The following is a 16,217-nucleotide window of genomic DNA, read 5'->3' on the forward strand; positions in this document are numbered from 1 at the left end:
ACTTGCTCTGGTGCTGGACCTGTTGAGTACTCAATTACAAGGAGGGTTATCCATGATTAAGAAGAAAAAATCCGCTGTGCTTACCGCGATTCTCGGCTTTACGCTAGCATTGTCCGCCTGCGGTGGGGGAGGCGGTACGGGGACGAACACGCCGTCGGCGACACCGTCCGATCCGCCGGCCACGACTCCTGCGGAGAACGGCGGCGATAAAGGAACTCAAGGGGGCGATAAGCCGGGACTGCGCATGATCATGCAGTACGGACTGTTTGACCCGAAGACCGAGTATGTAGCGAAATATATCGAGGAGCGAACCGGCTACAAGGTGGAGTATGAGCTGCTTCCGGCCGAGAACGCGGATGAGAAGCTGAACCTGCTCGTATCGAGCAAAGACAATTACGATCTGGTGAAGCTGAACGCTGCCCAGTTCTATAACCTGGCATCTGCCGGAGCATTGGAGCCGATTGACGAGCTGCTGGAGTCCCACGGCAATTATATTAAGCAATCGATCAAACCAGAGTCTTTTGGAAGCGCAACCATCGATGGGAAGATCTTTGGTATTCCTGAAACAGGCTCAGGGGTAAGCATTGGAGAGGAGCTCGTCGTGCGTCAGGATTGGCTGGATGAGCTGGGACTGTCCGTTCCGACCAACACCGATGAGCTCTATACGGTACTAAAGACGATTAAAGAGAAGAAAAATGTTATTCCGCTCACGATGAGCAAAGACTCGATCTACGGCGATATCGCCACGACCTTCGGGATATTGACCGATTGGAAGGAAGTGGACGGCAAGCTGATGCACCGTGCCGAGCTTCCTGAAATGAAGGAATACATTACCTACATGAACAAATTGTATAAAGAAGGTCTGCTGGATACTGAAACGCCGATTAATACAGCTCAGAAATCGATCGAGAAGTTTTCCGGTGGCAATGCGGCGATGTATAAGCTTGCCTGGTGGAATGCCGGAACGACGATTGCCGCGCTGGAGAAAAACTTCCCAGAGGCGAAAACGACCATCATCCCTTACTTGAAAGGGAAGGACGGTAAAGCGGTTGTCGGCGCGAAAGCCAATACAACCTGGTATATCGCGATTCTGAAATCGTCGAAGAATAAAGAAGCTGCGATGGATTTCCTGAATGCCAAGCTGGAGCCGGAGACGTTCAAGGGCATCGCGATCGGCGAGGAAGGCGTGCACCATGAAGTGAAGGACGACAAATATTTCCCGATCCTGCCTAAATTCAATGACGAGCTGAACAATGCCAGCGCCTTCCTGACCGGGGTGGACGAAGAGAAATACCCAATCTATTGGCAGGCGCGCGTCCGCAAAGATCCGATCCTTCAAGCGCATTTCGAAACCTTCCAGAAAAACGCCGAGGGCTTGATCGTTGTGGATCCGATGTCGACGGCGCCGCCGATCGAGGCGGTATCGAAAAACCTGCTGAAGCTGACGACGCTGCTGGATGACAATGTGCTGCAATTCATTTCGGGAGCGAAGCCGATTGATGCCTACGATCAATTCCTCGCGCAGTGGAGAGCGGAAGGCGGAGCCGATATGGTGGCCGCAGCCAATGAATGGTTTCAATCGACGAAGTAAATGATGGAGTGAAAAAGCAGTTGCATGCGCGGCTGCTTTTTCACAACTTTTAGAAAGGAGGTGTTGCTAAAAAAGTGGTGCTTGAACTAGCTGGAAATCCTAATATGCGATGAAAGGTGGTAACTGTTAATGAATCGTATGTTTCGGAGGAGGCTGTCTTTGCTGCTCGGCCTTTCGCTGATCTTCTCCTTGCTGGCTCCTGCGGCGATGCCGTTATACGCCGACACCGTACCGACCGATCAGGGAGGGAGCGGGGCGAATCCTGAGCCCGTCACGTTTGTGGCCGGAGATGGATCCGGAACCGAATTGGAGTTGACCGATATTAATGTCACCGGTGCTTCATTGGAAGGTAAAAGCGATTATTTGGCGCTGTATACCAGCGGCTCCGGGGTCACCAACGCGGTATATGACAAGGAAATCTGGGTGCCGTCGCTGCATGTCGCCGTCGCTGTGGATGCAAACGGAACGGTACAGCAGGTCGTAGGTCCGGATAACGATCCTCCCACTGGATGGGACCCGGATATGCGTCTGCCGGTACCCGAAGGCGGATATGTGGTCTTGACGGGGAAGACGGCAGACTGGGATACGTCCACGTACCAAAAAACGCTGTTCCAGCATTTCCGGAAAGGCGAGCAGGTGAAGCTCATGCGCGGGGAAACTGAGGTCAATGCCGGAGATTTCCTTCCGGATCAGCCAGGACCGGATCCAGATCCTTTGCCTCCGGAGCTGCATCTGATTACGGAGGACGGTAAGCTCGTCGATATCCCTGTCGTGGAGGTTGCGGGCTTTGTGGCTAACCTGGCGGCAGATCAGGATGCCGTCGTAACCGTGGACGGCGAGGAAGCCGAGCTGTCGGCGGAAGGGATGTTCCGGATGAACGTGTATCTGGAGCCTGGGGCCAACCCGATCACCGTAAAGCTGATCATCAATGGGAATGAAATGGCTTCCACGACGATAAACGTGGTTTACGAGCCAGTCGAAAATCAAGATTATATCGAGGTCGAAGCGGCCCCGAAAGATATCACGATCGACATTGAGGGTCCGCGCAAGAAACTGGACTATATCGATAAAGATGTTACCGGCATCCCGAACATCGTAGCTTTGTTTACGAGAGATTTCGGCACGTCCATCACGGTTCCGCAGACGAATGTCGCGGTTCAGGTGGATGCCAACAACCGGGTGCTGCAGGTCATCAACCCTTCCATAAACGGCAAGCCGCCGGTGTGGACGGGGCCGACGGAGCTTGAAATTCCCGAAGGCGGCTACGTGCTGATGGCACAGGACAACAGCTACACCGGCAACAACATCAAGCGTTATTTGGCCGAAAATTTCAAAGCCGGAGACGTTATCAAGCTGCGCAAGAACGGCGAGGTCGTTCAGGTGCGGGATCTGATGAGCGGCAACGGCGCCATTGCCCGGCTTAAGCTCGATAACGCACAGATGTATACCGTGACGGAGGGCAGTACGGTCATATCGGGCAAGATCGAAAACATAGACGACATCAACGCGATCAAGCTGCTCGTGAACGGGACCGAGGTTCCTTTTGGTGCGGACGGCACGTTTACTTACAACTATTCGCTCACCGCCGGCATCAATTATATCGAGGTTATGGTGCAGAAGAACGGGATCGAGCAGGATAAGCAGGAGGTTGCGGTGTTCGCAAGACCGGGCTTTTCGTCTGAGAAAGAAGTCATTCTCTGGGTTGACCAGGCATCGAATGTGCGGAAATTCCAAAGCAGCGAGCAAGTCCGTGAATTCCTGGAGAGAGCCAAGGATACGGGCGTTACTTCCATCGCTTTGGACGTGAAGGGCGTGGAGGGCTTTGTATCGTACAAAAAGAACGACCTGACGGGAAGGCCTTACGTCAGCGAGATCAAGGCGCCGGAGAAGGCCGGAGCAAGCCCGGATCTCGATCTGCTGCAGGAATTCATCGATCACGGCCAAGCGCTGGGCTTGAAGATCCATGCGGCGATTAACGTATTTGCTGAGGGCTCGATCGCCCATAACGAATATGCCGTGCTCAACGATCATCTGGACTGGGAGGAGCGCGTCTACTTCGCGGAGAACAACGGGGAGATCAAGCGTCTTCGGGAAAGCAACAAGCAGGGGCTCGTCGCTTTTGTCAATCCGGCCAATGACGAGGTTCGCGATTATCAGCTGAAGACGTTTGAGGAAATCATCAAAAACTATGACGTGGACGGCATCGTTCATGACCGCAGCCGTTACGATAACGAGGGGGCGGATTTCAGCGAGGAAACTCGCGTGAAATTCGAGCAGTTTCTCCAGGCCCAAAACAAGCAGTTGACCAATTGGCCGAACGATATTTTTTACTATGAGAACAATGTGCGGGTATATGGTCCGCTGATTCAAGAATGGTGGGAATTCCGCTCCGGGACGATTCAAAGCTTTTTCCGGGAGGTAAAAGAGCTGGCGGATTCCTATGAGGCTACCAAGGGCAAGACGATCCAGGTGTCCTCTTACGTCGGCTCCTGGTATGAGACCTATTACTTAAACGGCGTGAACTGGGGCAGCAAAAACTTCAGGTACCATCCAGCGCTCGGCATGCCGGACGAATCGGTGTATACGCCGGATTATTATGAGACGGGATACATTGAGTATTTGGATTTTCTCATGATCGGGGCTTATCAAACGACTAGTCAGGAGATTCAGAAGTACATTACGCTCGGTAACATCGTGACGAACGGGGAGATTCCGCTGTATGCAGGGATCGCAATGAACAACGTGCAGGCCCCGGCGGTGCAGCGGGAAGTGTTCCAAGCCGGATTGAAAAATACGAACGGCCTGATGCTGTTCGACGCCTCCCAGGTCAACTGGCCGATCGCCAAGGCAGCGCTTCAGGACCGGGAATGGGTGAAGGACTACCAGCTCGGGATGAGCTTGCCGAATAGCCCGGATACGTTCCTGGAAGGCAATTATTATAATGTCAACCGCATCGAAGGGAACATCAACGTCATGACGGAGGCCTTCGGCTACTCCACGGGCACCAACCGCTTTGGCGTCGAGGTCGTTGTCGATAACACCGGTCAGGTTACGAAAGTCGTAAACCGCAATCAGGCCATCAAATGGAGCTGGGGATCACCGGAGGAGAATAACAGCGTCATCCCTCAGGGCGGCTTCGTCATTTCCACGCTGGACCCGTCCGGCACGAGAACGCTGCGTCAGCTCGTGGCGAACGCCTACAATACGGGCGATCAGGTGCGTTCCGCGGTATTAAGCGAACTGATGGATGATGAGGGGAAAGAGACGCGGGACAGCCAGCTTCAGCTCGAGGGGCAGGTTGAAGTTCTTGGACCCGGCAAGGCTACCGTAAACGTAAACGGCGGCGAAGCGTCGGTGGCCACGAACGGAAAATTTACGGCTGCAGTTCCGCTGGCAACCGGCGTCAACTCGGTTACGGTCGACGTGTACGTTGACAACTATAAAACCAATAGCAAAACATTCGAGGTGATTCGGACGTCAACAGGAGACGGGGGCTCGAACCCTGGCAACCCTGGAAATCCGGGAGGCGGATCCGGTGGTGAGCCTCCGATCCCGCCTAAGCCGGAAGAGCCTCGCCTAAACATTAAGAAAGAGACGGGCGCGGATGGACGGACCGTGGTGACAGCCGATGCGAATGAGAAGCGGATGCTGGCGGATATCGAACAGCTGCGCAAGCAGCCAGCACCGTCTCGTGTGCTTGGATATGCATTCGACGAAGCGGCGGATTCCATCGTGCTAAACTTGCCGGCTAAAGGCATAAGCACAGCTGCAGCAGAGCTGCAAGGCGGCTCTATCACAGTGGAATCGGCCTTCGGCAAGCTGGAGCTTCCAATTCAGGTGCTGCGAGAGATGCTGCAGCAGGGGAATGCCGATACGCTTCAGATTCGGGTCGGCAGCGCCGCGAAAGCGGAAGAAGACGCGATCAGCAAAGCCTTGCGGCAGGGAGCTTCCAAGCTTGGTGCATCCCTTGAGCTATCCTTTGCCTGGAAACAGGGGGATACGCTGAAGCCGATCACCGCTTGGAAGGGTGCACCGGCCAAATTCACCAAGCCGCTGCCGGGAAGTGTCAACGCATCTTCTACATCGGTGCTGAGATGGGATGCGGCTGCCGGTAAATTGTATTTCGTACCGGCGATCATCCGGGCGGCTCAAGCAGAGTTCAGATTCCGGGAAGGCGGCATTTATACGGCGGCCGCATATGAAAAGACGTTTGCGGATGTGAAGGATCATTGGTCCAATGAGGACGTATCGCTGCTTGCCTCCAAGCACGTCATTGAAGGGCTAAGCGAGAACCGGTTCGGTCCGAATGAGCAGGTAACGCGGGCCCAATTTACGGCAATGCTCGTGCGGGCGCTCGGGCTGAAGGAGCAGGCGGGCGACGCCAGCTTCCGGGACGTCGGGGCGGACGCTTGGTATGCTTCAGCTGTAGCGACGGCCGTAGAGCATGGATTGATTGAAGGCTTCAGCAGCGGCGAGTTCAGACCGAATGACCGAATTACGAGGGAGCAGATGAGCGTGCTGCTCGTCCGGGCAATGAAGCTTGCCGGAACCGAACTGGAGGCCGTTGATCCGGGCTCGGTGCTGGAGGGCTTCAAGGACCGGGACAGCATTGCGGGCTGGTCCGAGGAGGCGGTGTCGGCCATCGTGCATTCGGGCATTATGAAAGGTCGCGGGTCCGAACGCTTTGCACCGGATGCCCAGTCTACCCGTGCAGAGGGCGCTGCCGTCTTGGCCAGAATGCTGGAAATGGCAGGTTATATGAACCGCTAATTTTCTTCAGGAGTCTGCGAAGGTGAACGAAAAAAAGGTTGCCTTCGCCAGCTTCTCCATAGTAATGGGTACGAAAGGCAAGCTGGAACAGTAGGACAGTGCAATAGTCCAAGTGGCAGTCTGCGGCAACCCCAGTGCTGATTTAATACGGAGGCGTTGGCTTAGATGCGGCAATTCATGAGATCGAAGCGAATGCATCCGGTAAAGAAAATACACCCCCAGGTTTTGATAACCTGGGGGTGTATTTTTCGTGCCAACGCACAACGAGTGTGCCAACGCAGAACGTGTCAACACACAATGTGCCAACTCGCAAGTGTCAACGCGCAACGAGGCAACGCGCAATGTGCCAACGCACAAAGAGCCAAACGCACAATGGTGTGCCAACACACAACATCCCAAGTACATCGTGTGGTTGCTTCGTGTTACCCTGCGGAGTTACATTCACTGCATGGTACCCGTAACGCGATCTCTGGAACAAACCGTTAAAATTCTCCCTCTCTATCGATAGCGTCACAGGCCGTCACAGTGGTGTACCTGCAGTCTCAGCGCTCTAACCCTGTGGAGATCCGCCTTCGACGGCGAGGGTAATTTCGCCGAGCATGTACTCGGCGAAGCGGACAAGCCCGGCACTTTCGATCACAGAAGCGTCGTTTGCACCAGCGTATTCGCGGAGCGCATGCTCCAGGATGGGGCGGTACTCCGGGGGAAGCGTGTGCAAGCCCCATTCACCGCCTTCCTGTTTGGACGAGACGACGCCCTCTTGGAGGTAGTACAGCACCCGGCACAGATTGAGCGTATAGTACAGCGGAGATTTGTTAATTTCCTGTACGGCTTCGCGAACATCATGGAGGAGCGCTTGTACAACGTATGTCCGGTCGATCGGCCTGAACATCTCGCGAACCGGCGTGCCGTACAAGGTGCGTCCCCGATGGTATATCACCGTGTAATGAGCTGCCAGATCGGGGTCGCCGAATCCGCCGCAGAAGTAATTCTCGTCGGCGATATATTGCTCGCGGTGAAAGTCCGAGTAATGAAATTCAAATGGCGGCGGATAGACGAAGTTCCGGATGCTCGATGCAAGCACGGCGCTCAGCTCAAGCCCCCGCCCGCTCAGAAGATTGTCTTGAAAAGCGATGATTCGTTTGGCCAGCCGCTTCCATTGCTCCTTTGAACATGTTTGATGCACCACGAGCAGCAGGTCCACATCGCTTTTTGCCGGGTTGAAGCAGCCCATGGCCAAGGATCCATGCAAATAAACCCCGGCCAGATTGTCGCCCAGCTCATGGACAAATAATTCGACGGCTTGCTCCAATACGACTGTCATATCCATACGTGATCCCACCTTCGGGTATATAGTTGTATATTATTTTGTGGGATATCCCCCCGTCAATGGAATGAAAGCTTATAAGAATTCTGTGCGCCTTGAATAACTCGGGGCCCGGCAAGCAAGCTCCTCCGGCCGCCTCCGATCCGGCAAACGCTATTCGGAAATTTTACAAACCATTATGGTGGTCATTAAGCTAACGGGTGGAAAAGTTCAACCAATCCTGAATATGTCGGGAACAATTACCCTTGAGATTTCGTTATAAAGGGTAAGAAGTCGAAGGGGGGAAGATGATGAGAGTCGTCATTGTCCTTTTTGTATTTGTACTAATATTTGCAGGCTGCAGTCCAGATGAAACAAGTAAAATCATCACGGATTCCATAACCAAACCAACGATTATTACATTAACCAATCATGAGTTGGATTCCGGGCAGATCATCTATAATCATAACTATGACAACATGGATCGTGGGAATCATGATTTAGAAGGACAGGTTGTGATTGATTTGAAGTATTACAATGATCACTCGATTAGCCGTGGTGATATCGTATACTTCAGGAATCCTGAGACTAAAAAGAATCTTGGTGAGTACAGCATTTCCAGAGTTATCGGGCTGCCCGGCGAAAAAGTAAAGATTGAAAAAGGACAGATCTATATTAACGACAAATTGCTGGATGCTTTTTACGGAAGGGCACATCGACTGGGGGATGATCTCGAAAGTTTGAAAAAAGCTTTAGAGCGCGATAACATAGAAACTCATATACGAAAAAACATTGAAAACAATGTGGAATATTTTCAACAAATGAGCATGGAGGAAATCGAGATCCCCGAAGACCATGTTTATCTTGTAGGAGATGATTGGTCCCGCAGTAATGATAGCAGATTGTTCGGGCCATTACCCACAGACAAAATTGAGGGGAAAGTGGCGGGGGTAGTCGGCAGCCCGTAAGCAAAGAGAAACGTTAATCCATGAAAAAAGCGGCAGACTAAGACTCTACGTCGTATCTTAGTTTGCCGTTTTTGTTTACGCTGAAAACTCCACATCAACTCAATTCGCATTCAAAGGACTAAACAACCAGTCGCCGGTTCATAACCGGCAACTGTCTATTCAAATCTGTGCAGCTTGGATTCCTGTATTTTCACTACAGAATACCTTATACCGGGCGCAGCGCCGGCCATTTCAGCTCGATTCCTTCACTCGTGAGCCTTTGCTGGAAGTCGGCCAGCGTTTCCTCGTTGTTGCGTACGTTCGTAGGGAGGATGCCGTGATCCAGGCAATAGCTGACGCAGTAGCCGGCAGCTTCGCCGATGTTCCATTCCACAGGATGAAGGCGGTAGCACCCGTTCGTGATGTGGGTGACGCCGATGTTCTTGCTGGCGGCTAGCACATTGGTTACCCGTTTCGGGATCAGGCTGCCGAGCGGAATTTGAAACGGTAAGGACGAGATGTCGATATACGGGCGATTGCCCGTGCTTGGATGAAGGTCAATCCGGTAGCAGCCGATGCCAATGGAATCATAGAACTCTTCCGCCGTTCCGCTTGGCCTGGAATCGGTGGCCACATGCTGCTCCAGGACGGTAAATTCAGCCTGAATGCGTCTGGATTCCCGGATATACGGATACATCGCCATGCCATCCTCCGTTCCGACAACATCCGGACGTAGACGCAGCCCGGGATAGCCTTGACCTCCGTCCGGACGCGGTGCCTCCGTCTGAAGCCAGTACAGAAGGGACAGACTCAGCTGCTTTGCTTCGTTCAGATGGCGCGCAGCCTCTTCTTCGGGAACATCGATAATGGAACCAAGCCAGTAGTCATTCTGCGGCCAGTTGACAAGCGATACCGAGGTGTCGAAGGTTCCTTCCGCAAAGTGCCTCGGATCCAGGATCTGACGGTATTGATACAGCGGGAACTTGCCGTGGCCAGGAAATATTTCATAATCGAACGGCTCGTTCGTGGAGGGCTTTACTGCCGTCAGGCTGAGCAGGCGGTCCGGCCAGAAATCCGGCTTGTACTGGCGCCAGAAATCATACATTTGCGGTTTATCGATCGTGTGGTCTTCACCCTCCAAGTAATCCACGGCAAAGCAATAGGTGAAGCCTTGCATATCCTGCGGCAGCGGTTCTCCGCTCACCGCATGGGGCTCGCCGGTTTGCTCCACGGATTCGGCTCCGGTCACATACTCGATTCCGGCTAGCGGAAGCAGGTCCCCGAGCTCTGTTGCATCGATGAAATAAGGGGCTTGAAGGATGATGCGATCTCCGGTCTCAAGCAGCTTGACCGTTACGCTCTTCACCTGGTCGCCGTCAACCTCCGCCTGTTCGACTACCGATTTGTACAGAATCTTTATTTTGCCGCTGTGAACGTAAGGCGCCAGCATTTGGTGCAGCACGGCCAGGGCGGTCCGGGGCTCGTGGCACAGCCGGCTGACGATGCCGCTGCCCGGATTGAGATTCACCGTTGCCCTTGCCTTGGGGGTCATAGGGAAATGATCCCGGTAGTACTGCCGGACACCCTCACGAAACTGTCTATAGCTTCGGGTGCATCCGAATGACTCGATCCACGGATGTTCGTCCGGGGGGACGGCCTGGCTAGTCAGCTGCCCGCCGATCCAAGTGGTTTCCTCGGTCATGATGACGGTTTTTCCGGATTTGGCAGCGGCGAGGGCGGCGGCTGTACCGCCTGTTCCGCCCCCGAGAATAACGATATCGGCCTGCATTTCTCGGTTCATGGCATAGATCTCCTTTGGTTGGATGGACATCGTCCAGCTTTTAAAGAATACTATTTTCATTGTAGAAGCACAGGCGGCTGAAAAGTACCGGACGGAGGTGACCTTTTTTGGTAATCTGATGTGTTTTTAGGAATAATCATTAGATTTGGGCTCCGCGGCACAGGGGTTCATTTGAGTGTCAGGACATGGGCTTATCCAGGGATTGTATGCGGAATGCACGAATCTCTACTATGATATGGATATCGAAATAATTAGAATATCGATGATAACGATATCGAGATTTTCCCCCGAGAAACCATACAGGGAAGGGAATAACGGTTTGCGACGGAGGGATACGGTGAGTGAATATGTCAGGGGAGGGCAAGAGCATGAGGATATTGCCGGAACAAGAGAAGCAGCGCCTGATTACGGTAGCGCTCGATGGAAGCGGGGATTATCGCAGCATTCAGGAAGCGGTGGACCATGCGCCGGGCGGAACGGCTGAGCAACGAACCGTCATCCATATCCGCGATGGCGTATATAACGAGAAGCTCCATATTGAGAAGCCCTTTCTTCATCTCGTTGGGGAAAGTGCCGAAGGAACCATCATTGCATATGACGACTACGCCAGAAAAACGTTCCCCGACGGCAGTCCGTACCATACTTTTAACTCTTACACCGCTTTGTTTGGTGCGGACGATTTGACGGTCGAGAACCTGACGATAAGAAATGATGCCGGCCGGGGGGAGCTTGTCGGACAGGCGCTGGCCGCCTATGTGGACGGCGACCGCATCTGCTTCCGAAATTGCCGCTTTATCGGGCATCAGGATACGCTGTTCACCGGTCCGCTGCCGGATAAACCGCTGAAGCGGGGCAGCTTTGGAGGACCCCGGGACGGCCTGCATAAGATAGCCGGACGCCAGTGGTACGACAGCTGTTATATCGAGGGGGACGTCGATTTTATCTTCGGTTCGGCGACAGCCGTTTTTACGGACTGCGAAATCTTCTCCCGAAACCGTCTGACCGCGGAAAACCTTCCTCATGTAGAGCGGCATCGGGAGATTAACGGCTGGATTACGGCCGCGTCCACGCCGGAAAGCAGCCCGTACGGCTATGTGTTTGTCCGCTGCAGGCTGACGGGCGATGCGCCCGAGGGCTCCGTGTATTTAGGCCGGCCATGGCGTAACCACGCAAAGGTGGCATGGATCGATTGCTGGATGGGAGCGCATATTCGAGCCGAAGGCTGGGACAACTGGGACAAGCCGGAGAGCGAAGCAACCGTGACCTATGTGGAATACCGTTGCGCCGGTCCCGGAGCAGATCGGCAGCACCGGGTATCCTGGTCCGGCACGCTGACGGATGAACAAGCCGATCAATATTCGCTTGGCTGCATCTTCGAAGGGGAGGTTCCTTGGAGTCCGTTTTCAGGCTCGTAAGACCGGGATCGAAGGGAAGAAGCTGGAATAAAGAAGCAGGGATGAAGCCAGCCCGAAGGCTGTTCCGTTCATCCCTCACTTCCCTTATATTTGGCCCGGTATTGACCAGGGGTCATCCCTTCCAGCTTGCGGAAGGAGCGGATAAAGTTCTGCGAATTGTTGTAGCTGAGCTTTTCAGCGATGTCCTTGATCGGCATGTCGGTCTCCACCAGCCATTTCTTGGACATCTTGAACCGGTACTGCGACAGATATTCGCTAAACGACATATTCGTTTCTTTCTTGAACACGCTGCTTAAGTAAAAATTGTTGTAATGCAAGCGGGAGGCGCATTCCTCCAGCGTAATGTTGCGGTCGAATTCATTGCGGATGATCTCGATGATCTGCTCGGACAGATTTTGATACTGGGAATCTTGACGGTCCCGGAACACCTTCACCATCGGGCGAATGACGCGGGTCTTGAACCAGCCTTCGATTTCCGGACCGGTATACAGCGACAGCAGCTCCTCAACCAGGGAGCTGTTACCAAAGTCGGGCTGCTCCAGCACGATGCCGTTCTCCTGCATCACGATCATCAGGTCATTCAGCAGGCGGATCAATGAGATTTGGTACTCGTGCGGCGTGCGGTCCTTCTGAAATACCTCGGCGAGCCACTGCTTGAGGAGCTCAAGCGCACGCTCTTCCTCCGCCAGCTTGATCGCGTCGATCAGCTCGTTCTCCACCTGCATCGGATAGAAATAGACCCGGGTATGCTTGCCTGAATTCACGCTGAAATAAGGGATGATGACGCCGGTACCGAGCTTGATCCGGTGCTTTAAGGCTTCCATTCCTTCCTGGTAAGCGCGGGACGTCTTCGTCAACGTCTTATACGGAAGGCTGATGCCGATGCTGACCTCCAGATCGAGGAAGCTGCGGGTCGTCCTCTGAATCTCCTCCGACAGCTTGTAGATATAATCGTTGAATTCCTCCAGCGGGATTCCGCCCCGCCCGATCAGCGTCACCTGGGTCTGGTCAATAATGACAGGCGGAAACCGAAACATCGATGGAATCATCTCTTCCATCATGTTATTGATGGCAAACAGAAGCAAATCCGAATCCTTGCGCTCGTACCGGGTATCGTCGAGCGTATCGATCTGGAGCGTGAAGACCGCGAGATGCTCCCACTGCGCCACCTGCTCCTGGAAGCCGAACAGCGCGATCTGCTCCTCTGCTTCAGGCGGGCTGATTCTGCCGAGAAACAGCTTGTGCAGAAAGAAGGTTCGCACCTGCCGGCTGTTCTGGCGCAGCTCGTTCCGAAGCTGGGTGTTCGAATTGAATATCCCGGATATGCTCATCGATAATTTGCAGCTCGTTCTTTTTATTAGCCTGGAGATCCGGGAGGCGCTCGGCGATGCCCTGCAGGATGCGGCGGATCGGCGAGTATACTCTGCGGGTACCGAGCCACACCAGCAGAATGCTGAGCCCGATCATCAGCAGGCAAATATACAGCGTGAACCAGCCGATGGAGCGGGATTCCTTGGTCACCGCCGACATTTCGGTAAAAGAAGCGTACAGCCAGCCGTTGAAATCCGATTTCACATAGGTAACGGAGATCGGCTTGTTATCAATTCGGGTCTCGAATTGCCCGCTTTTGCTGTCGAAGCGATCAAGCTCATCCTTGTTATATCCGGTCTCGGTCAAGGATTGGCCGACCTTTCCCTGATCGGGATGCACGACGATTCGGTAGTTGTGATCAAGCACCATGACCTCTCTGGAAGGAGAGGGGCTGTCCATCATAGCGGCAAGACTGCAACTCGGGATTGTGGCTAGGGCGATTCCCCGGGCGGACGAGGTAGACATGGGCATTTTTTTGACGAGAGCAATCGTGTACGGGCAGGCATAGCTGAGGGTATCGCTTGAGCCGAGCGATTCGGTGTCCAGCATGACCCAGTTGGAGCTGCCCTGCATATCCATGAGAGACAGCAGCGTATCTTTGGAAGCGTATTCATTAAATTCGTACATTCCCCGGTTATTGATCAGCCAGTTCGTGGTCGTATTAGCCAGGATGACATCGGTGACTCTCGTCTCCGGGGATTGGAGGAGGCTGAGCTCTTCCTTTAGCTTGTTATACAGCTGAAAGTCGTAATAGGACAGGGGACGGTAAAGGGCACCCTGCAAAATATTGGAGTTGATGACGTAATTCAGGGTATAGTCCACGGTCCTCAGCACCTGTTCCAGATTGCTGTTCGTCTGATTCATGAGCTGGATATTGCTCGTATTGACATGATTCTGTACCGATCCGGACGATTTCATAAACGAGAAGAACCCAAGGGCCAGGAGCGGAATGATACTGATGATGCAGCCGAACAGGACCATTTTAGAATAAAGACTATTTTTTGGATGCAATAGGTACACTCTCCTGTTTAACAAAGTGTATAATCATTGTATGGGTTCTATGGATTGCGTTCAATAATCATTTCCTAGGGAATAATCCTTGCATTTGATATTGGAAGCTTCACGTCTGAATACGACTGCATAAAAGAATCGGATTCGGTAATCTGTCTATAAGGAAGTCGGGAAACGGAGGTTGTCGTGCTGTGAGTATCCGTACCAAGCGTTATGTTTTGCTTCCCCTGATCATGCTGGCACTGATGGCTGCCTGCGTCGGCATATCAAGGGTTTGGACAAGCGGGTCGACCAATGCTTCGGAGAACCAGCAGCCCCATATTTCGATTATGGCCAATCTGCATACGGCTGAAGTTCCATCGGATACGATCGAGAAGATCATCGAGGAGAAGACGGGGACGCAGCTGAGCATTCAATGGGTACCGGACGGCAGCTATGATGAAAAAGTGTATGCCTCGATTGCGACAGGGACATTGCCGAAGGTGCTGTATTTGAAGAATGCGGCCTCTTTGTCCTATTTTAAGGATGAGATCCGCAGCGGTTTGTTTTGGGAGATTGGGCCTTATCTGGACAGCTATCCGAATTTGAGCGCATTGAAGCCGGAGGTGCTCAAGAACACATCGATTGACGGCAAATTATACAGCCTCTATCAAGAACGCGCACTGTCAAGGCAGGGGATCATTTATCGGAAGGACTGGGCGGACCGACTGGGGCTCTCCGCGCCGGATTCACTGGAAGAGCTGTACGAGATGTTGAAAAGGTTTACATTTGACGACCCGGACGGCAACGGGCTCGATGATACGATCGGGCTCACGGACCGCAATGACCTGATTTACGGTGCATTCAAGACCATCAGCTCTTATTTTGGAACGCCGAACAATTGGGGCTGGTATCAGGATTCCCTGCAGCCTGAATTCCGTTTCCCGAAATATATGGAGACGATGAAGTTTTTCCGTAAGCTGCATAAAGAGGGGCTGATCAATCGCGATTTTCCGATAACGAGCAAGAAGGACCAGCAGGAGCTCTTCATTACCGGTAAGGCGGGCGTGTATGTAGGGGCGATGAGCGACGTGCTGTCTCTGGAAGCGAAGCTGAAGGCCAATGACCCGGACGCGGTGCTGGATGTCCATAACCGGGTGCGGGGGCCGAACGGGTATGGTGTTTGGGCTACGCAGGGATACGGCACGGTTGTCCTGTTTCCCAAGTCCGCGATTCCGACCGAGACGGAAATGAAGGAAGTGCTGGCCTTCTACAATGAATTAATGAGCGCCGAGCTGGCCAATTACATGTATTGGGGAATCGAAGGCGAGCATTATACGGTTAAGGACGGTAAAGCCATGGCCGTGGATTCGTACAATCTAAGGGAAAAGGACGTAAAGCCGTATCAAGCGCTCATGATCGGGGGACCAAGCACCATCGACGGCATGCTTCAACCGGTAACCAGGAACGAGGCTAAAGACAAGGCGGAGCGCCTCATTCTCGACAATGAGAACTTCCTAATCAACGATCCGACCGTTCCGCTCGAATCCGCCCGATATAATGAGATCGGGGTTAGGCTGGAAGAGAACATGCGTGATGCGACCTATCAATTCATTCTTGGGATGATTGATGAGGCGGGGTATGAAGCGCAGGTCGAGCGCTGGCTGGAAGAGGGAGGGGCGCAGATCATCAAGGAGTTTAACGAATCGTACCGGAGCTCGACTTCGCTGTATAACTCGATTCCGCGATATAATCAGGAGAATTAGCGCTAGGGAGAGTAGATTCCCTGGCGTTTTTTTTTGCGTTTTTCTAGTAGGAGCGTCCAGACATGATGTGCAAATGCGGAAGTAATCACTGCTTACCTGTGAGCCCCTTGCATAGCCTTGCTCTTCGGGCATTCGCTCCGTCTCAATCGATGCAGGCGTTGACAGCATAATCATTAGATTTGATGACGATTCTGAAGCACCGTCCCAGCCGTGAGAGCCGCACACCCAATCCCGGGATTATATGCGTACCCGCCATCCCT

At 53.2% G+C, this 16,217-nt stretch carries 7 protein-coding genes and 1 pseudogene; 5 read left to right on the plus strand and 3 right to left on the minus strand.

Translation table 11 applies throughout. From position 1 onward, the window contains the following. Nucleotides 1-52: 52 nt before the first annotated feature. Nucleotides 53-1,591 (plus strand): extracellular solute-binding protein, encoded by a 1,539-nt coding sequence (locus tag NST08_RS08340; protein ID WP_007129314.1) that lies wholly within the window; start codon nt 53-55, stop codon nt 1,589-1,591. A gap of 129 nt (nt 1,592-1,720) precedes the next feature. Beyond that, nucleotides 1,721-6,361 (plus strand): S-layer homology domain-containing protein, encoded by a 4,641-nt coding sequence (locus tag NST08_RS08345; RefSeq protein WP_341341677.1) that lies wholly within the window; start codon nt 1,721-1,723, stop codon nt 6,359-6,361. Nucleotides 6,362-6,911: 550 nt separating this feature from the next. On the opposite strand, the gene NST08_RS08350 is transcribed toward NST08_RS08345, so the two are convergent. Further along, nucleotides 6,912-7,691: an aminoglycoside adenylyltransferase domain-containing protein gene (locus NST08_RS08350; protein WP_341341678.1), complete on the minus strand. Its 780-nt coding sequence runs from the start codon at nt 7,689-7,691 to the stop codon at nt 6,912-6,914. 284 nt (nt 7,692-7,975) lie between these two features. Between NST08_RS08350 and lepB the strand changes: the two genes are divergently transcribed. After that, nucleotides 7,976-8,635 carry a signal peptidase I gene (lepB, locus tag NST08_RS08355; protein ID WP_341341679.1) on the plus strand — a complete coding sequence of 220 codons (660 nt, stop codon included), beginning with the start codon at nt 7,976-7,978 and terminating at the stop codon, nt 8,633-8,635. 205 nt (nt 8,636-8,840) lie between these two features. Here the strand turns inward: lepB and NST08_RS08360 are convergent, their stop codons facing one another. After that, the gene (locus NST08_RS08360; protein ID WP_341341680.1) at nt 8,841-10,415 is read right to left on the minus strand and encodes an FAD-dependent oxidoreductase; all 1,575 of its coding nucleotides are present in this window, start codon (nt 10,413-10,415) and stop codon (nt 8,841-8,843) included. Nucleotides 10,416-10,783: 368 nt separating this feature from the next. On the opposite strand from NST08_RS08360, the gene NST08_RS08365 reads away from it, so the two are divergent. Beyond that, nucleotides 10,784-11,830 carry a pectinesterase family protein gene (locus NST08_RS08365; protein WP_341341681.1) on the plus strand — a complete coding sequence of 349 codons (1,047 nt, stop codon included), beginning with the start codon at nt 10,784-10,786 and terminating at the stop codon, nt 11,828-11,830. Nucleotides 11,831-11,898: 68 nt separating this feature from the next. On the opposite strand, the pseudogene NST08_RS08370 reads toward NST08_RS08365, so the two are convergent. Further along, nucleotides 11,899-14,212, minus strand: a pseudogene (locus NST08_RS08370) (helix-turn-helix domain-containing protein). 233 nt (nt 14,213-14,445) lie between these two features. On the opposite strand from NST08_RS08370, the gene NST08_RS08375 reads away from it, so the two are divergent. Then, nucleotides 14,446-15,957, plus strand: a complete 1,512-nt coding sequence (locus NST08_RS08375; RefSeq protein ID WP_341342619.1) for an extracellular solute-binding protein — start codon at nt 14,446-14,448, stop codon at nt 15,955-15,957. The last annotated feature ends 260 nt before the right edge of the window (nt 15,958-16,217 follow it).

Source organism: Paenibacillus sp. FSL K6-1566 (assembly GCF_038050475.1).
GTDB classification, from domain to species: Bacteria; Bacillota; Bacilli; order Paenibacillales; family Paenibacillaceae; genus Paenibacillus_AQ; species Paenibacillus_AQ lactis.

What these genes read in the sequence shown, in the direction of transcription:
- NST08_RS08340 (WP_007129314.1), top strand. Translation starts at nt 53, where the DNA reads ATGATTAAGAAGAAAAAATCCGCTGTGCTTACCGCGATTCTCGGCTTT.
- NST08_RS08345 (WP_341341677.1), top strand. Translation starts at nt 1,721, where the DNA reads ATGAATCGTATGTTTCGGAGGAGGCTGTCTTTGCTGCTCGGCCTTTCG.
- NST08_RS08350 (WP_341341678.1), bottom strand. Translation starts at nt 7,691, where the DNA reads ATGGATATGACAGTCGTATTGGAGCAAGCCGTCGAATTATTTGTCCAT.
- NST08_RS08360 (WP_341341680.1), bottom strand. Translation starts at nt 10,415, where the DNA reads ATGAACCGAGAAATGCAGGCCGATATCGTTATTCTCGGGGGCGGAACA.
- lepB (WP_341341679.1), top strand. Translation starts at nt 7,976, where the DNA reads ATGATGAGAGTCGTCATTGTCCTTTTTGTATTTGTACTAATATTTGCA.
- NST08_RS08365 (WP_341341681.1), top strand. Translation starts at nt 10,784, where the DNA reads ATGAGGATATTGCCGGAACAAGAGAAGCAGCGCCTGATTACGGTAGCG.
- NST08_RS08375 (WP_341342619.1), top strand. Translation starts at nt 14,446, where the DNA reads ATGCTGGCACTGATGGCTGCCTGCGTCGGCATATCAAGGGTTTGGACA.